Annotated in this window: 15 protein-coding genes and 1 pseudogene; 12 read left to right on the forward strand and 4 right to left on the reverse strand. The window is 76.1% G+C overall.

What is annotated here, in order from left to right:
- The 6 genes from BM414_RS18635 to BM414_RS18660 all read left to right on the forward strand — a co-directional run.
- The coding region (locus BM414_RS18635) for an HNH endonuclease (RefSeq protein WP_139245947.1) at positions 1-272 on the forward strand (272 nt) is incomplete at its 5' end.
- 105 nt (positions 273-377) lie between these two features.
- Positions 378-2,006 (forward strand): acyl-CoA dehydrogenase family protein, encoded by a 1,629-nt coding sequence (locus BM414_RS18640; protein WP_093581776.1) that lies wholly within the window; start codon positions 378-380, stop codon positions 2,004-2,006.
- A gap of 120 nt (positions 2,007-2,126) precedes the next feature.
- Positions 2,127-4,226, forward strand: a complete 2,100-nt coding sequence (locus tag BM414_RS18645) for a putative bifunctional diguanylate cyclase/phosphodiesterase (protein WP_093581778.1) — start codon at positions 2,127-2,129, stop codon at positions 4,224-4,226.
- A gap of 187 nt (positions 4,227-4,413) precedes the next feature.
- Positions 4,414-5,103, forward strand: a complete 690-nt coding sequence (locus BM414_RS18650; RefSeq protein ID WP_245784823.1) for an NYN domain-containing protein — start codon at positions 4,414-4,416, stop codon at positions 5,101-5,103.
- Positions 5,104-5,225: 122 nt separating this feature from the next.
- Positions 5,226-5,411, forward strand: coding sequence for a hypothetical protein (locus tag BM414_RS18655; RefSeq protein ID WP_093581782.1), 186 nt, complete (start codon positions 5,226-5,228; stop codon positions 5,409-5,411).
- Positions 5,412-5,460: 49 nt separating this feature from the next.
- Entirely contained in the window at positions 5,461-5,697 is a 237-nt protein-coding gene (locus BM414_RS18660; RefSeq protein ID WP_093581784.1) for a hypothetical protein, read from the forward strand.
- Positions 5,698-5,839: 142 nt separating this feature from the next.
- Here the strand turns inward: BM414_RS18660 and BM414_RS18665 are convergent, their stop codons facing one another.
- Positions 5,840-6,337, reverse strand: a complete 498-nt coding sequence (locus BM414_RS18665; protein ID WP_093581786.1) for an ATP-binding protein — start codon at positions 6,335-6,337, stop codon at positions 5,840-5,842.
- A gap of 135 nt (positions 6,338-6,472) precedes the next feature.
- On the opposite strand from BM414_RS18665, the gene BM414_RS18670 reads away from it, so the two are divergent.
- On the forward strand, positions 6,473-7,177 hold the full coding sequence (locus BM414_RS18670) for a GAF and ANTAR domain-containing protein (protein WP_425432361.1): 705 nt from the start codon (positions 6,473-6,475) through the stop codon (positions 7,175-7,177).
- 6 nt (positions 7,178-7,183) lie between these two features.
- Here BM414_RS18670 and BM414_RS18675 read toward each other — a convergent pair whose 3' ends face one another.
- On the reverse strand, positions 7,184-8,143 hold the full coding sequence (locus BM414_RS18675) for a nucleoside hydrolase (RefSeq protein WP_093581790.1): 960 nt from the start codon (positions 8,141-8,143) through the stop codon (positions 7,184-7,186).
- A gap of 39 nt (positions 8,144-8,182) precedes the next feature.
- Here BM414_RS18675 and BM414_RS18680 point away from each other — a divergent pair, with 39 nt between their 5' ends.
- Entirely contained in the window at positions 8,183-9,058 is an 876-nt protein-coding gene (locus BM414_RS18680; RefSeq protein ID WP_093581792.1) for an ATP-grasp domain-containing protein, read from the forward strand.
- Here the strand turns inward: BM414_RS18680 and BM414_RS31630 are convergent.
- A pseudogene (locus tag BM414_RS31630) lies at positions 9,051-10,770 on the reverse strand (APC family permease). The gene BM414_RS18680 and the pseudogene BM414_RS31630 overlap by 8 nt on opposite strands.
- Between BM414_RS31630 and BM414_RS18690 the strand changes: the two are divergent.
- From BM414_RS18690 to BM414_RS18700, 3 genes are all read left to right on the forward strand, one after another.
- Positions 10,752-11,699 carry a hypothetical protein gene (locus BM414_RS18690; RefSeq protein ID WP_093581794.1) on the forward strand — a complete coding sequence of 316 codons (948 nt, stop codon included), beginning with the start codon at positions 10,752-10,754 and terminating at the stop codon, positions 11,697-11,699. The pseudogene BM414_RS31630 and the gene BM414_RS18690 sit on opposite strands and share 19 nt — an antisense overlap.
- Before the next feature lie 796 nt (positions 11,700-12,495).
- On the forward strand, positions 12,496-13,353 hold the full coding sequence (locus BM414_RS18695) for a S1 family peptidase (RefSeq protein WP_217644807.1): 858 nt from the start codon (positions 12,496-12,498) through the stop codon (positions 13,351-13,353).
- A gap of 217 nt (positions 13,354-13,570) precedes the next feature.
- Positions 13,571-15,652, forward strand: a complete 2,082-nt coding sequence (locus tag BM414_RS18700) for a SpoIIE family protein phosphatase (RefSeq protein ID WP_245784824.1) — start codon at positions 13,571-13,573, stop codon at positions 15,650-15,652.
- Positions 15,653-15,720: 68 nt separating this feature from the next.
- On the opposite strand, the gene BM414_RS18705 is transcribed toward BM414_RS18700, so the two are convergent.
- A complete protein-coding gene (locus tag BM414_RS18705; RefSeq protein WP_093581796.1) occupies positions 15,721-16,146 on the reverse strand; it encodes an ATP-binding protein in 426 nt (141 codons plus the stop codon).
- Between the two features lie 195 nt (positions 16,147-16,341).
- Between BM414_RS18705 and BM414_RS18710 the strand changes: the two genes are divergently transcribed.
- Entirely contained in the window at positions 16,342-17,742 is a 1,401-nt protein-coding gene (locus BM414_RS18710) for a uracil-xanthine permease family protein (RefSeq protein ID WP_093581797.1), read from the forward strand.
- Positions 17,743-17,809: the final 67 nt, after the last annotated feature.

Consider the following 17,809-nt stretch of genomic DNA (forward strand, 5'->3'; position numbering starts at 1 on the left):
CCGACCACGTCATCCCGCACACCTGCGGCGGCGCCACCGACTGCGCCAACCTGTGCTGCCTGTGCCGCAGCCACCACCGCCTGAAGACCTTCGCCAGAGGCTGGCGGTTCCACATGAGCCCCGACGGCGTCCTCACCGTGACGACGCCCTCCGGGATCACGCGGACGACCCGCCCGCTGGGCCTGCGACCACCACCGGCGGCGCCCGATCCGCCGACGGGTGAGCCCGAGCCGAACGGCATGGCGCCGGCCGACGACCCGCCGCCCTACTGACGCCGACGGTCGGCTGAACGAGCGTGGGGCCGCGGGTCCGCCGTTCCACGTGGAACGGGCCGACGGTGTGACCGCAGTGACAGTCGCCGTCGTACGGTGCCCGGCGTGAGTGCGACGCACGAGGTCACCAACCAGGTCCCGCCCCTGGTGGGCCACGACCCGATCGCCGGGGACGTGGCGCTGGCCGAGGCCTGCGTCCGGCACGCCGACGAGGCGACGCTCACCTCGCTGGCGGACCTCGGCGCCGTCGCCGGCAGCGAGCAGGCGCGCGAGTGGGGCCGGCTGGCCGACGAGAACCGCCCGGTGCTCCGCACGCACGACCGCTACGGCCACCGGATCGACGAGGTGGAGTTCCACCCCGCCTGGCACGAGCTGATGCGGACGGCGTTCGAGCACGGCCTCGCCGGCGCGCCCTGGGCCGCGGCCGACGCCGGTCACCGGCACGCGCACGTGCGCCGCGCCGTCGGCTACCTCGGCTGGACCCAGGTCGAGGCCGGCCACGGCTGCCCGGTGACGATGACCTACGCCGCCGTCCCGGCGCTCCGCGCCACCCCCGCGCTCGCCGCCCGCTACGAGCCCGGCCTCACCGCGACCGGGTACCGATCCGGTCTCACCGACCCCGCGGTCAAGCCGGGCCTGGTCACGGGCATGGGCATGACCGAGAAGCAGGGCGGCTCCGACGTCCGGTCCAACACCACCCGCGCCGTCGCGAACGCCGACGGCAGCCACTCGCTCACCGGGCACAAGTGGTTCACCAGCGCCCCCATGAGCGACCTGTTCCTCGTCCTCGCCCAGCTCGACGAGGGCGTGTCCTGCTTCCTCGTCCCGCGGGTGCTCCCCGACGGCACCCGCAACGTCTTCCGGCTGCAGCGCCTCAAGGACAAGCTCGGCGACCGCGCCAACGCCTCCAGCGAGGTCGAGTTCGACGGCACCACCGGCTGGCTGGTGGGCGAGCCCGGCCGGGGCGTGCCGACGATCATCGAGATGGTCAACACGACCCGGCTGGACTGCGTCATCGGCTCGGCGGCCACGGTCCGCGCGGCGCTCACCCAGGCGATCCACCACGCCCGCCACCGCTCCGCGTTCGGCGCACTGCTGGCCGACCAGCCGCTCATGCAGAACGTGCTCGCCGACCTCGCCGTCGAGAGCGAGGCCGCCACGGCGCTGGCCGTCCGGCTGGCCGCGGCGCTCGACGGCGGCGAGCGGGCGTTCCTCCGGCTGGCCGGCGCCGCCGCGAAGTTCCTCGTCTGCAAGCGCACCCCGGCCGTCGTCGGCGAGGCGCTGGAGGTCCTGGGAGGCAACGGCTACGTCGAGGAGTCGGGCATGCCCCGGCTCTACCGGCAGGCCCCGCTGAACTCGATCTGGGAGGGCTCGGGCAACGTCATCGCGCTCGACGTCCTGCGGGCGCTGGGCCGCAGCAGCGAGTCGGTGGCCGCCGTCACGGCCGAGATCGAGCTGGCCCGTGGTGTCGACGCCCGGTTCGACGACGCGGTGAAGCGGCTCTCCGCCGAGCTCGGCGACCCCGAGGGGCTGCCGCTGCGGGCCCGCCGGGTGGCCGGCCTGCTGGCCCAGTGCCTGCAGGGCTCGCTCCTGCTCCGTTCCGCGCCGCCCGAGGTCGCCGACGCCTTCTGCGCCACCCGCCTGGGCGGGGACTGGGGATCGGTGCTCGGCACGCTGCCCTCCGGCGTTCCCGCGGGACGGATCGTGGAGCGATCAACGATCGACCCTGCCTGACAGCCGGGTGCTCCGTTACTCTCGGGTAGGCGTCGCGCACGGACCGACTTCCCATCGTCCCGGTCCGACACCGGAACCTGCGTAGCGGGGGCCTGCGTGCGCCAGGGGGAGAGATCACGCGTGCACTTATCCGACCACGCGGGTGCGGCCGCGCCGCCGCACCTGCTGGCCAGCGTCCCGGACGCCGTCTACCACCTCGACCGCTCGTGGCGGTTCACCTGGCTCAACGCCGCCGCCGAGGTGCTGCTGAACAGGCCGGCCGACACCGTGCTGGGCAGGACCGTGCTCGAGTGCATCCCCGATCTCCGGGGCACCGAGTTCGAGGCCGAGGCCCGCGGCGCGATGGAGGACGGCCGTCCGCGCGTCTTCGAGTACCTGCACCGGCCGCGGGACCGCTGGTTCGAGGTCCGCGCCTCCGCAGACGCCACCGGCCTGGTGGTGTTCGTACGCGACGTCGACTCGCGGCACCGCGCGCAGGCCGCCCAGGCGCACGCGCTGCGGCAGACCACCGCCGTCCTGGACGCCCTCCCCTCCCCGACCGTGCTGCTCGACCGCGTCGGCCGGATCCGCAGCGTCAACCGGGGGTGGGCCGCCAACGACCACCTCGTGCGCGAGGCCGGCTGGGAGGTCGCGGGGATCGGTGACGACTACGTGGCGCGGATCGCCCAGGGCCTCGTACCCGACGACCTCGCCCGCATCGCGGGAGGACTGGCCGAGCTGCGCGTCGCACCGTCCGGCGGGCCCACCCGCACCTTCGCCGCCGACTACTCCCAGCGGCTCGCCGACGGCACCACCTGGTGGCGGCTGCAAGCTGCCCCGGTGGACGAAACCGGGCAGCTCGTGGTCACGCACACCGACATCAGCGAACGGGTCCGCGACCAGCAGCGCCTGGCCTGGCAGGCCACCCACGACGACCTGACCGGACTGCCCAACCGCGCGCGGCTCCTGGAGCTGATCAGCGAGGCCCTGGCCGACGACGCCGCCCGCCCCGCGCTGCTCTTCCTCGACGTCGACGGCTTCAAGACCATCAACGACTCGCTCGGCCACGAGGTCGGCGACGAGTTGCTGCGCCAGGTGGGCGCCCGCCTGGCGAAGCAGGTCCGCCCCGGCGACGCCGTCGGCCGGCTCGGCGGCGACCAGTTCGTCGTCCTGGCGCACTCCTGCGACACGTCGGAGGCGGCGTCGCTCGCCTTCCGTCTGCAGCGCTCCTTCGCCCGTCCCTTCATCGCCGCAGGCGTCTCGGTCCCGGTCTCGGCGAGCATCGGGGTCGCCGTCGCCCAGGACGGCGTGCGCCACGCCCACCAGCTCCTCAGCGACGCCGACGCCGCGGGGTACGAGGCCAAGGCGGCCGGCCGCGACCGCGTGCACCTGTTCTCCCCCGGCCTGCGGGACGCCGCCCGGTGGCGCATGGACGTCGCCACCCGGCTGCGCGACGGCGCCCTCGACCAGTTCGTCGTCCACTACCAACCGGTCGTGCGGCTGGACACCGGCGCGGTCGAGGGCGTGGAGGCGTTGCTGCGCTGGCAGCACCCCGAGCGCGGCCTGCTCGCGCCCGACGCCTTCCTCTCGGTGGCCGAGGAGACCGGTCAGCTCATCCCGATCACCCGCTGGCTGCTGCGCGAGACCACCCGCCAGGCCGCCGACTGGGCGCGGCAGGGCCTCCAGCTGCGGATGGCGGTCAACATCAGCGCCCGCCACTTCTCCACCGAGACGCTGGTGCGCGACGTCCGGGCGGCGCTGCACGCGTCGGGCCTCGCGGCCGAGCAGCTCATGCTCGAGCTGACCGAGACCTGCGTGGCCGAGGACCCGACCCGCGCCGAGGACCAGCTCGCCGTCCTGCGCGGCTTCGGCGTGCGGGTCGCGATCGACGACTTCGGCACCGGGTGGTCCTCGCTGGCCCAGCTCATGGCGCTCCCCATCGGGACGCTGAAGATCGACCGCTCGCTCATCACGGCGGCCGAGCGGCTGGCCGCCGGGGGCACCGGGGCGGTCTTCGGGGCGATCGTCGAACTCGCGCACACCATGGGCATCAAGTCGGTCGCCGAGGGTGTGGAGACGGCTGACCACCTGCGGATGGTCCGCGAGGCCGGCTGCGACTCCGCCCAGGGGTACCTGCTGGCCCACCCGATGGCCGCCGGGGACGTCGAGCGCTGGGCGCACCGCGTGGAGGAGGGTGGCGGGGACTCCTGCGCCATGGCGCTCGCCGGGCAGCTGGGCTGAGGACCGCGCGGACGGCACTGCGGAGGGGGAGTGGATGACCGGGTCGCTCCGGCGGCGTGCGGTCCGCCGGGCCACCGCGCCGGCGGGACCGCCACCGGCCGCACCCCCCGCCACACCTCTCGCCCCACACACCGCCCCGACCCCCGTACCGGTCACGGCGACGGAACCGACCGGGCAGACTGCCCCTGTGACCACGATCAGCGAAGAGGCCACCGTCACCGAGCCGCAGCCCGACGAGGGGCGCGGGCGGCCGGCGCTGGACCTGCTGATCTGGGACGCGCCCAACATCGACATGACCCTGTCGACGGTCATCGGCGCCCGGCCCACCGCCGCCTCCCGACCGCGTTTCGACGCGATCGCCGCCTGGTTCGTCGACGCCGCCGGTGACCCGGCCGCTCCGGACGCACCCGAGGTCGAGGCCTGCGTCTTCGCCAACATCCCGCCGGTCGTCGGCTCGCTGCAGCGCTGGGTGGAGGCGCTGCGCGGCTTCGGCTACGCCGTCTTCGCCCGGCCCAAGAGCCAGCCCGACGACGACATCGACCAGGCGATGCTCGACCACATCGAGGTGCGCACGCACAGCCACCGGCTGCGGCGGCTGGTCGTCTTCTCCGGCGACGGGCGCAACTTCGCCGAGCCGCTCGAGGACCTCGCGCGCACGGGCACGCAGGTCGTCGTCGTGGCCTTCAGCGAGGTGGCCGGCTACGCCATCAGCTCCGACCTGCTCGAGTTCATCGACATCGAGGACGTCCCCGGGGCCTTCGCCGCCCCGCTGGACCGGGTCCGGCTCGACGCGCTCCCGCCGGACGGCGCCTGGCTGCGGCCCACCCGCAGCCTGCGCGACTTCGTCTCGAACTGGACCGCCCGCCGCAGCAGCTGATCCCGGACGAGGAGCCGCTGACCGGCCTGGCCAACCGCCGCCGCTGGGACCCCGAGCTGGCGCGGGCCTGTGCCTCCGCCGCCCGCGGGGACGGGCCGTGGCGCTCGCCGAGCGGCTGCGCCGTGCGACGCTCGCGCTGCGGCTGCCCGGGGTTCGACCCGGGAGAGCTCAGCGTCTCCCTCGGCGTCGCGGTGGCCGACGGGGCCGACGCCACCACCACCCCCACCGCTCTCACCGCGGGCGCCGACCGCTGCCTCTACGCGGCGAAGGCGACCCGGAACGCCGTCGCCACCGCCGCACCCGCCTGAGCTGCCCGCTCCCGGTGTCCGCACCGGTGCGCCGGGGCACACAGGGGGCATGGCGGTCTGCGAGGTCTGCGGCAACGACTACGACATGAGCTTCGAGGTGGTGGCCCAGGGGGCGCGGCACACCTTCGACAGCTTCGAGTGCGCCATCCACCGCATGGCGCCGATCTGCGAGCACTGCGGGGTGAAGGTGGTCGGCCACGGCGTCGTCGTGGAGGGCTCCTTCTACTGCTGCGCGCACTGTGCCCGCGCCGAGCACGACGACGCACCGGTGGCCGACTCCGCCTGAGCTGCCCGCGACCCGGCGGCCACCGTGCCCCGGGGCCCACGAGGGCTCCCGGGCACAGAGGGCGGCACACGGACGTCGCGAGCACCGGGTGTTCCGGGCGCTGCGCGAGCAGAGCGCGCGGGCCGCCGGCCGCTGGGGGCGGTCAGTCGCGCGGGATCTCCGGCGCGCGCGGCTCGGGCACCCGGCCGCCGAAGCCCTCGATCGGCTGCAGGCCCGAGGGCAGCCGCGCCCACACGTGCTTGCGGCCCGGGCGCTTCTCCCAGCCGTAGTCGACCGACAGCTGCGCCACCAGGTGCAGCCCCATCCCGCCCAGCGAGGGGTCGCGGTCGACAGCGGGCACCGGCGGGCGGTCGGGCGCCTCGTCGCTGAGGTCGAGCAGCCAGCCCGCGGAGCTGGCCACCACCAGCGCCCGGACGTCGCCGCCGCCGTGCCGCAGCGCGTTGGACGCGAGCTCCTCGAACACCAGCAGCAGCCCGTCGCGCGCGTCCTCCGTCGACGACGTGCTGACCGACGGGTGGGCGATGCGGGCCCGCAGGTCGGAGCGCACCCGGGAGACGACGTGCATGGCCTCGAGCTGCCAGTGCCAGACGTCGCCGGCCACCGAGGGCACGTGAGCGCACGGCCACGTCTCCTGGCCCATCGCCCACTCCTCGCGTCTGCTCCGCACGACCGGCGTCCATCCTGACCGAAACCGTTCCCCGCCGCAGCGGCGGGGGCCTCGTCCGCCCGCACGCGACGGCTCCCCGGCTGCCGGTCCGGCCCCGGGACGGGCAGGATGGGCTGCGTGGAGGACCTGTGGCGCGCGCTGAGCCGGCTGCAGCTCGCCGAGCGGGAGCTCGGTGACGTGCTCGGCCAGGTCACCCGGCTCGCGGCCGAGCACGTCCCGGGTGCCGAGTCGACGTCGATCACCCTCGTCCGCGGTGACACGGCCACCACGGCCGCCCACCACGGCGAGATGTCCCTGGCCGCCGACGAGCTGCAGTACGACGAGGGCTACGGCCCGTGCCTCGACGCCGGCCGGGCCGGGGTGGTCCTGCGGATCGACGACACGCACACCGAGACCCGGTGGCCGACCTACGTCGCCCGCGTCGTGGAGGTCGGCGTCCGCAGCTCGCTGTCGATGCCGCTGCCCTACCAGGGCACCACGATCGGCGCGCTGAACAACTACTCGACGAAGCCGAGTGCCTTCGCCTCGGAGGAGTCCGCCGAGGCCGCCCGCGAGGTGGCCGAGGCGGTCGCCGTCGCCGTCGCCAACGCCGACGCGCACGCCCTGCTGGGCGAGCACGCCCGCAACATGGAGCTGGCGATGCAGTCGCGGGCGGTCATCGAGCAGGCCAAGGGCGTGCTCATGGCCCAGCGGCACGTCGACGCCGACGCGGCCTTCGACCTGCTGCGCGAGGCGTCGCAGCGCTACAACCGCAAGCTGCGCGACATCGCCGCGGGCATCGTCGACTCCGTCGTCGGGCCGCCGAGGCGCTAGGACGCCTCAACCCACCCGCGCGGCGAGGCCGGCCAGCCGGGCGACCAGGAACTCGACGGCCGCGGCGCTGTCCACGGTCTCGGCGACGTCGACCGCGGTGGGGGAGTCCGACACCGACCGGCGGTCCACCAGCGTCTGCCCGCGCGAGGGCCCGTTGCCGGTGTCGACGACGACGTCGCGGCGGACGGTGCCCAGCGTGCCCGGCGCGATCGCCTCGGTGAGCGCCAGGGCGTCGTGGACGACGACGCCCGAGGTGCCGTACGCCGTCCGGGCGTGGTCGAGGTACTGCTGCAGGATCGCCGCCGCCGTGGCCCCGACCGGCCCCGCCGCGGCGAAGCGGGCGACGCCGTCCTCGTCCAGCACGGTGGGGATCGTGACGTCCAGGCCGACGAGCACCGTGGGGATGGTGGAGCCGAGCACCCGCGCCGCGGCCTCCGGGTCGGACCACACGTTGAACTCGGCCGCGGCGGTGACGTTGCCGCCGCGGCCGGCCGAGCCGCCCATGAGCACCAGCCGGCCGATCCGCGCGGCCGCCTCGGGATAGGTGCCCAGCAGCAGCGCGACGTTCGTCCACGGCCCGATGGCGGCCACCGTCACCGGCTCGTCGGAGGCCATGAGCAGCTCGGCCAGCGCGACGACGGCCGGGCGCGGGTCGACCGCGGCGGGGGAGGGCGGCAGCTCCACGCCGCCCAGGCCGGTGACGCCGTGCACGTGCCCGGCGCGCTCGGGCTGCGGGAACACCAGCGACTCGGCGGCACCCGCCGCCACCGGGACGTCGGAGCGGCCGGCCAGGTGCAGCACCCGCAGCGCGTTGTCCGTCGTCTGCGGCAGCTCCACGTTGCCGTGCACGGTGGTGACCAGGCGCAGGTCGACCTCCGGGCTGCCCAGCGCCAGGAGGATCGCGAGGGCGTCGTCGATGCCGGGGTCGGTGTCGATCACCAGGGGTCGCGCAGGGGGAGGAGCCACCCGGCCATCCTCGCAACCGGCGTGCGGCAGGATAGCGCCGTGCCCGACGTGCTCCTCGCCAGCTGTGCCGCCGCCGCCGGGAGGGACGAGGACGAGCCGCTGCTGCTCGCCGCACTGGCCGCCGAGGGGCTCGCGGCGTCGTCCGCCGACTGGGCCGACGGCGACGTCGACTGGGCCGCCGCGGCCGCCGTCGTGGTCCGGTCGGCCTGGGACTACGCACCGCGCCGCGACGAGTTCCTCACCTGGGCTCGGCGCGTGGAGTCCGGGACCCGGCTGCTCAACCCGGCCGCCGTCCTGGCCTGGAACACCGACAAGCGCTACCTGCGCGAGCTCGCCGCCACCGGGGTGCCCGTGGTGCCCACCGCGTGGGCCGAGGAGCCGGGCGGGGTGGACGCCGCCCTGGCCCGCTGGCCCGGCGACGTGGTGGTCAAGCCGGTCGTGTCGGCCGGCGCCCGCGACACCGCCCGCTTCTCCTCCGCGGAGCGGGCGGACGCCCGGGCGGCCGCGGGCGGCATCCTGGCGAGCGGCCGGGCGGTCATGGTGCAGCCCTACCTCGACCGGCTCGACGCCGAGGGCGAGACCGGCCTCGTCTACCTCGACGGCGCGGCGAGCCACGCGTTCGGCAAGGGCGCCCTGCTGGCGGGGGAGGCACTGGGCCCGGGCCTGTACGCCGAGGAGGAGATCACCCCCCGCACCGCCACCGCGGAGCAGCAGGCGCTCGGCGACCGCGTGCTGGCGTGGGTGGGGGAGCGGACCGGCACGGTGCCGCTCTACGCCCGGGTCGACCTCGTGCCCGGCGAGGACGGCGCGCCGCAGGTCATCGAGGTGGAGCTGACCGAGCCGAGCCTGTTCCTCACCACCGACGCCGGTGCCGCGGCCCGCCTCGCAGGGGCGGTGCGCGCCCGCCTCAGCTGACCGGCGTGCGCTCCCGGGCCTCGGCCCGGCGCCGCGGCAGGGCGGTCACCAGGTAGAGCAGCACCCCGACGGCGAGCAGGATCCCCGCGAAGGTCCAGGTCCGGGCCTCCTGCTGCCACAGCAGGAGCAGGCACGAGGCGATCCCCAGCACCGGCACCACGAACGGCACCCGGAAGTGCGGGGCCTCGACCCGGTCACGGCGCAGCACCAGCACCGCGGTGTTGGTGCTGATGAAGACGAACAGCAGCAGGAGCACCACCGTGTTGGCCAGCGTGGCCAGGTCGCCGGCCAGGCTCAGGCCCATGGCCACCAGCGTGGTGACGGCGATGGCCACCCACGGCGTCCGGCGGCGCGGCAGCACCCGACCCAGGACCGCCGGCAGCAGGCGCTGCTCGGCCAGCCCGTACGCCATGCCGACTGGCCATGATCATGGTGAGCAGCGCGCCGTTGGCGACGGCGATCAGGGCGACCAGGCTGAACAGCCGGTCGGGGATGCCGGCGTCGGCGGCCCGGACCACCTCGAGCAGCGGCCCGCTGGAGCCGGCCAGGTCGCCGGGCGGGAGCACCACCGCCGCGGCGATGCCGACCAGCACGTAGACCAGCCCGGCGGTGAGCAGCGCCCCGAACAGCGCCCGCGGGTAGACCCGCCGCACGTCGCGGACCTCCTCGGCGACGTTGGCCGACGTCTCGAACCCGACGAAGGAGTAGTAGGCCAGCAGCGCCGCCGACAGCACCGCCGTCCCCGCTGACACCCCGGGCGGGAACTCCACCGACCGGCCGAGGTCGCCGTCGCCGCGGGACAGCACCACCGCGCCGAGGACGACGACGAGCACCAGGCCCGAGCTCTCCACCAGCGTCATCACCAGGTTGGCGCGCAGCGACTCCTGGATGCCGCGGGCGTTGAGCAGCGCCACGGCCAGCAGGAACACCAGCGCGGCCGGTGCGGCCGGCACGTCGAGGAACACGCCCAGGTAGTCGCCGGCGAAGGCCAGCGCGAGGCCCGCGGCGCTGGTGACGCCGGCGGCGAGCATGCAGAAGCCGACGAGGAAGGCCACCACCGGCGAGCGGAACACGCGCTCGGCGAAGACCGCCGAGCCGCCGGCGCGGGGATACGTCGTGACCAGCTCCGCGTAGGAGGCCGCGGTCAGCAGCGCCAGCAGCAGCGCGACCAGCAGCGGCACCCAGATCGCCCCGCCGACCTCGCCCGCGACCTCGCCGACCAGCGCGTAGACGCCGGCACCCAGGACGTCGCCGAGGATGAACAGGTAGAGCAGCGGCCGGTGACGGCGCGGCGCAGCTTCGTGTCGGGTTCGTCGGTGCTCGTTCCGGCCGTGTCCGCGGCGGGCCGGTCGGTCACCGATCGAGTCCGGGTAGGCCTGGGAGGCCCGGCAACCGGACCACGCCGTTCCGGTGACACGGGTGGACCGGCGACACGCCGGGTGCGGCGGCGCGTGTCCCGGGGTGACCGGAGGCCCCGCGGCGGCCGTCCGCGCTCGCCGGCCGTCGACGGGTCGACAAGTGATCGCCGCCGGCGATGGGTCGTCAACCCGCTGGTCAGAGCCCCACAACGGTTGCGTCACGGGGTCTCCAGGGGGTGTCCCGATCGACCGTCCGCGAGGCCCGCCGTCCCTACCGTTCTCCTCGTCCGCAGCACCTTCCCCTGCTGCGGACACAGACCCCCCAGGAGGACGGCATGGCGATCGACCGGGCACCTGCCCCGTCGTCGGCGACGCTGCCGGGCGACCTGGGCCTGGCCGGCCTCCTCGGCCTGCTCGACCGGGCGCACGAGCTGCCGCAGCGGCCGCGCCCCCGCCGCGCGGTGGTCATCCGCTCGCCGGGCGCGCCGCGTGCGCTGCGCCCGCTGCCGGTGGCCCGTCCGGTGCCGGTCCCGCGCCCGCGGCCGGTCCCGCCGGCGGCCGTCCCGGCGGCCCCCGCCCCGGTCGCCGCGGTCCCGGTCGCCGCGGTCCCGGTCGCCGCGGTCCCGGTCGCCACCGCCGCCGCGCCCGTGCCGGTTCCCCGCTGGCGCACCCGGCTGCGCGCGTCGGTGCGGCGGCTGGCGCTGTGGGGCGCGGGCCCGGACGGTGCGCACACCGCCTGGCCGACCGCTCCCGTCGTCGTCCCGCCCGCCGGGCCGGGCCTGGTCCGCCGGCTGGCGCTGTGGGGCGCGGGCCCGGACGGTGCGCACACCGCCTGGCCGACCGCTCCCGTCGTCGTCCCGCCCGCCGGGCCGGGCCTGGTCCGCCGGCTGGCGCTGTGGGGCGCCGGCACCGACGGCGAGCACCTGGCCTGGGGCCGCCCGCGCCCGGCCGCCCCCGCACCGGCCCCCGCTCCCGCTCCGAACGGCCCCGTGGTGCTCACCGAGCTCCCGAGCACCCCCACGGTCCAGCCCGCGGCGTCTTCCCCCGCTGCGGCGCTGTCCCCGGCCGGCTCCGCCCGGCCGGTCCCGTCCCGTCCCGCCGCCCCCCGCTCCGCGGGCCCGGCGCTGGCCCCGGCCGGCTGGCCGGCGCGGCCCGCCGCAGGGCGGCCGATGGCGCGGGCGCCCGACCCACCCGGCACCGCCGGTGCGGTGCGCACCCGGGGCGACCCGGGCGGGCACCCGGCGCGGGGCTCCCCCCGGCCGCCGCCACCGGCTCCCGACTGATCCGCAGCGCGCCCCCTCCCCGGGGACGTGCGTCCGCACCCTCGTCGACGTGCTCGACGGGCCCGGCCACCCCCTTCCCCCGCGGGTGGCCGGACCGCCGGCCCGCTCCCCGAGCAGTTCCACCCCCCGGCCGACCACGGCCGCCCCTGGCCCTCCTCCGCGGCACCCCGCCGCCGACCGACCTCTCCGCACGACGATCCGGCCTCGACCCCCGCCGACTGCCTCTGCCGAGGACAGCGCGCGGACCCTCCAGGGAGGCTCCGGACCGCACCGCGGCGCGGCGACCGGCAGCGGGTCCCCCCGCCGCCGGCAGCAGACCCCTCCGCACGACGATCCGGCCTCGACCCCCCGCCGACTGCCCCGCACGAGGGCAGCGCGCGGACCCTCCCGGGAGGCCCGGACGCCGGCGGCGCGGCTGCCCGGCGACGGCCGCCGCGGCGAGGAGGACCGGGTCCTGCCGGTGCCCGGCGGGAGACGACCCGCCCCGTCGTCCCCCCGGGTCTCTGACCGCGCACGACCCGGCCGGGGCAGGCGACCGGCGGCCCGGGAACGGCCCGCCGGCCGAGGTGGACGCCCGCAGGGAACCGGCCGCGGTCGCCAGGCCCGGCGCCGCGACGAGGACGGTGGACGCAGGCCCCGGGCCCGGCGGCGGAGTGCGACGGGACGAGACGACGGGCGCTCCCGCGCGGCCCGACCGGCACCGACGCCGGTCCGGGCCGCCGGGGGCGCCCCTCGGCGTCCCGGGGACCGACCCGCCGAGTTGCGCATCCTCTCCGTACCCGGTTCGTTCCCCTCCGTGGAGGACCTCCACCGCGACGAGGGGACGAGGACGTACGCACGCACGAAGGCGGTGCTCACGGGCACCGCTGCACTGCTCACGGTCGGACTGGTCGCCCCGGCGCCTGCCGGCGCGGTCACCGGGGGCACGGTCGACAGCACCGACGTCTACGAGAACGTCGGGATGCTGGCCTTCTACGATGACGGTGTCCGCTACCGCTGCTCGGGGACGCTCGTGTCCCCGACGGTGGTGCTCACGGCGGCGCACTGCACGTCCGGGACGGAGGGCACGACCCTCGTCACCTTCGACCCGGACATCGCGCAGACGCCACCCGGCCCCGGCGATCCCGCCGTCCTGCCGGTCGCCTCGGACCCGGCCGCGGGCTACAGGGGGGACGAGGAGACCGACGGCTCGGACTGGTACCCGGGCACCGCCTACACCCACCCGGAGTACTCGGACTTCACCGACCAGGACAACTGGAACGACGTCGGCGTGATCGTCCTCGACGAGCCGGTCACCGGCATCGAGCCGGCGCAGCTCGCCGCGCCGAACGAGCTGGACCAGTACGCCCAGCCGCGGCTGAACCGGACGACCTTCACCGCGGTCGGTTACGGCACCGAGGTGCGGCAGGCCGACTCCGGCCCGCAGAAGCCGACGCCGATGAGCTATCCGCTGGTGCGCCGCTACACCGACGTCGTCGGGCAGAAGCTGACCGCGCAGATCCTGCAGGTCAACGGCAACGAGCACGACGACCGCGGCGGCGGTGGCACCTGCTTCGGAGACTCGGGCGGGCCCGCCTTCGGCCCGTCGGGGAACGTCGTCACGGTGACCAGCTACGGCTACACGAGCAACTGCCGGTACATCGACGGCCTGTAGCGGGTCGACATCCCCGTCGTCCAGGACTGGCTGGCCGGCTTCGGCGTCACGCCGGCCGCCTGACGCACCGTCCGGAGCCCCGGCCCGCCGAGCGTGGCCGGGGCTCCGGCGCGTGCGCACCCGGTGTCGGCTCCGGCACACGGGTTGTGATCCGCAGCCCCGGCATGGGACAAAGGACGGCGTACCACCGCCCCCGTAGGAATGGACCCCGCTGCCCGTGACCGTCCCCGAGCAGCGTCCGGGGTCGCCTGGGGCGGCGCCCCGCCCGCTGTCCGTGCTCCCCGACGACCCCGAGGTCAGCCGGCTGCGCTTCGAGCTGGCCATCGACGCCGCCGGCATCGGCAGCTTCGACTGGGACCTCGTGACCGGGAAGCTCTCCTGGGACGACGCGCTCCTGACGATCTTCGGCTACGACGCCGACGGCTTCGACGAGACGATCGACGCCTTCGCCGTGCGGCTGCACCCCGACGACCGCGAGCGCACCCTCGGCGCCCTGCAGGACGCCATCGACACCTGCGGTGCTTACGACGCGGAGTTCCGCGTGGTCCTGCCCTCCGGTGAGACCCGCTGGGTGCAGGGCCGCGGCCGCGCGCTGGCCGACGACCGCGGGACGGCGGTCCGGCTGCTCGGTGCCGGCATCGACACCACCCGGTTGCGCGAGGGCGACGCCCGCGTGTCCCGGGTGCTCGAGACGATGCGCTCGGCGTTCTTCGCCCTCGACCGCGAGTGGCGGTTCACCTACGTCAACGCCGAGGCCGAGCGGGTGCTGCGCCGCGGCCGCGACGAGCTCCTCGGCGGTGACGTCTGGGCGCTGTTCCCGGCCGCGGTCGGCAGCGACTTCGAGGTCAACTACCGCGCGGTGATGGAGCGCGGCGAGGAGCGGGTCTTCGAGGCCTACTACCCGCCGCCGCTGGACGCCTGGTACGAGGTGCGCGCGTGGCCGGGGCCCGACGGGCTGTCGGTCTACTTCCTCGACGTCACCGAGCGGCGCGCCGCCGAGCAGCGGGCCCGCGACAGCGCCGCGCGGCTCGCCCTGGTCGCGGAGGTCAGCGCGCTCATGTCGGCGTCGCTGGGCTCCGGCGGGGCCGAGGAGCCGGCGCTGCAGCGGGTCGCCGAGGCCGTGGTCCCGGTGCTGGGCGACTGGGTGATCCTCACGCTGTCCACCGGCGAGGACGGCCGGATGCGCGACGTCGCGAGCTGGCACCGCGACCCGGCGCTGCGCGGGACCACCGCCTCCTACGCCGACCTGCGGCTGGCCTCGATCGCCCCGGACGCGCCGGTGCTGCAGGCCCTGGGGTCGGGCCGGTTGCTGACCGTCGCCGACGTCCCGGGGGTGATCCGCCCGACGCTGCCCGAGGGCGAGGTGCGCGACGCCTTCGACGCGCTGGCCCCGCGGACGGCCGTCACGCTGCCGCTGCTGGCCCGCGGACGCACGCTCGGCGCGCTGAGCGTCTACCGCGGCGCCGACCGGCCCGCCGCGAACGCCGAGGAGGTGTCCGCGGCCCGCGAGGTCGCCGACCGCGTCGCGCTGGCGTTGGACAACGCCCGGCTGTTCGACCAGCAGCGGCGGCTGGCCGAGGCGCTGCAGCGCAGCATGCTCACCGCGCCGCCGCAGCCCGACGACGCCGAGATCGTCGTCCGGTACCAGCCGGCGGTGGAGGCCGCCCAGGTCGGCGGGGACTGGTACGACGCCTTCCTGCAGCCCGACGGCGCCACCGTGCTCGTCATCGGCGACGTCGTCGGCCACGACACCGAGGCGGCCGCGACGATGGGCCAGCTGCGCGGCATGCTGCGCGGGATCGCGTACCGCGGCGACGTCCCGCCCGACGCCGTCCTCGTCGAGCTCGACGGTGCCATCGACGCGCTGCGCATGGGCTCGATGGCCACCGCGGTGGTCGCGCGGGTGGAGCAGACGCCGGCGCAGCGCGCGGCCGGGACGACGACGCTGCGCTGGTCCAACGCCGGCCACCCGCCGCCGCTGCTGCTCCTGCCCGGCGGCGAGGTGCGCGAGCTGGGCACCGAGCGCGGCCAGCTCATGCTCGGCGTCGACCCGGCCGCCCGGCGGACGTCCGCGGCGGTCGAGGTACCGCGCGGCTCGACGCTGCTGCTCTACACCGACGGGCTGGTCGAGGGCCGGGACCTGCTGCTCGACGACGGCATCGGGCTGCTGCGCACCGCGCTGGCCCGCCTCGCCGACCTCCCGCTGGACCGGCTGTGCGACGCGCTGGTCTCCCGGCTGCGCCCCGAGGGCCTCCAGGACGACGTCGCCCTGGTCGCGGTCCGCCTGCACCCCCAGTAGGAGGACCCTCCTGTCCCCCACGCCTCGCCGGCCCGGCGCGGGACCCTGCGTTCCGGCACCTGGCCGGGTCAGTGCGGGGGGAGGACCGCCCAGACGGTCTTGGCGTCGCCGTCGACGTACCAGCCGTGCGCGGTCGACAGCTCGGCGATGAGGTAGAGGCCCAGGCCGCCCTCGGAGGGGTCGCGGTCGACCGCGGGGGTGGGCGGGGTGCACGCGTCGCCGTCGGACACCGCGACGAGGAAGGCGTCCCCGGTGTGCCGGACCGCGGCCTCGACGCAGCCGCCGCCGTGGCGCAGCGCGTTGGAGGCCATCTCGTCGAGCACGAGGACCAGCCGGTCGCGCAGGTCGGCGGCGCCGTCCACCACGTGCGAGCGGCGCAGCTCCTCGCGCACGAGCGGCAGCTGGGAGACGTCGGACAGTGCCCAGGACAGGCCGTCCCACGCGGGCGGGGGTGACGCCGACGGCCAGCCGGTCGCGGCCGTCCTCCGTCTCACGCGTTGCTCCCCGTTGCCGTGCCCGCCCGTCGGGCGCGAAGTCGAACACCTGCGTATGGCTCACGAGAGCGGTCGGTAAACACCCGTGCGAGCAGCGTCACAGGAAGGGAGCCGGAACGTCGTCGTCACGGCTCCGGAACACGGGCCCCGGGACCGTGCTCGGGGTACCGACGTCCCCCGCCGAGGAGAACCCCGATGGCCCTCTCCACCCCGCGGGTGCGCACCGCCGCGCCCGCTTCCCAGGACCCCGCAGACCCCGACGCCCGGCCGCCGTGGCGCGTGGCCGTCCCCCTCGGGCTGCAGCACGTCCTGGCGATGTTCACCTCGAACCTGACCCCCGCCATCCTGCTGGCCGGGGTCATCGGCGCCACCACCGGCGAGGCCACCCTGCTGGTGCAGGCGGCCCTGCTGTGCGCGGGCCTGGCCACCCTGCTCCAGACGGTCGGCATCGGCCCGGTCGGCAGCCGGCTGCCGCTGATGATGGGGTCGGGCTTCGCGTTCATCGCCGTCGCCGTCCCGCTGGCCGAGGAGCACGGGCTGTCGGCCGTGCTCGGCGGGGTGCTCGTCACCGCCGCCGTCCAGGTGGCCATCGCGCTGGGCATCCACCGCGTGGTCGCGCTGTTCCCGCCGGTGGTGACCGGCACGATCATCCTGGTCATCGGACTGGGCCTGCTGCCCAGCGGTCTCACGCTGGCCGCCGGCGGGGCGAACTCGCCGGACTTCGGCTCGCCGGTGAACCTGGGCATCGCCGCGCTGGTCTGCCTGCTCGCCGTGGCGCTCAACCAGTTCTGCCGCGGGCTGCTGTGCACCGCCTCGGTGCTCGTCGCGGTGGTCGTCGGCTACCTGGTGGCCATACCGTTCGGCCTGCTCGACCTCTCCGGCGTCGGGGACCGGCCGCTGGTCGCCGTCCCCCTGCCGTTCGAGTTCGGCCTGTCCTTCCCGCTGGTCGCCGTCCTGTCGATGGCGGTCGTCGGCGTGGTCAACACGGTCGACTCGGTCGGCACCGTGCACGCGGTCACCGAGGGGGGCGCCGGGCGGCCGGCCACGACGCGGGAGCTGCGCGGCGGGATCCTCGCCGAGGGCGGCAGCGCGGTGCTCGGCGGCGTCTTCGGTGCCCTGCCGACGACGATGTTCAGCCAGAACATCGGCCTGGTGGCGCTGACGAGGCAGATGAGCCGGCACGTGGTCACCCTCGGCGCGCTGGTGCTGGTCGGGCTGGCGCTGCTGCCGCAGGTGGCCGCGGTGCTCGCCGCCATCCCGCCCGCGGTGCTCGGCGGCGGCGTGCTCGTGCTGTTCGGCATGGTGTGCGCGATCGGCGTGCAGATGCTGGCCAAGGACGGCCTGGACACCCGCTCGCTGCTGATCGTCGCGCTGTCCCTGGCCCTGGGCCGCGGCATCGCCTCGGCGCCCGCCGCGCTCGACCGGGTCACCGGCCAGTGGGGCGCGCTGTTCGACTCGGGGATCGTCGTCGCGGCCGTCGTCGCCGTCGTGCTCAACCTCGTCCTGCCCGGGCGGAGGGGCGCCGGCGACCCGCCGTCGCCTGCCGAGGGGGGCGTGGCCGACGCCGTCGCCGGGCAGCGACCGGCGGCCGGCTGAACCTCGCCTCAGGGCGGCCGAGCACCGCCCGGGACCCCTCGGGTGCCGGCGGTGCTCGACCCGGTGC

The sequence above is a fragment of the Geodermatophilus amargosae genome (genome assembly GCF_900116515.1).
Classification (GTDB): Bacteria; Actinomycetota; Actinomycetes; order Mycobacteriales; family Geodermatophilaceae; genus Geodermatophilus; species Geodermatophilus amargosae.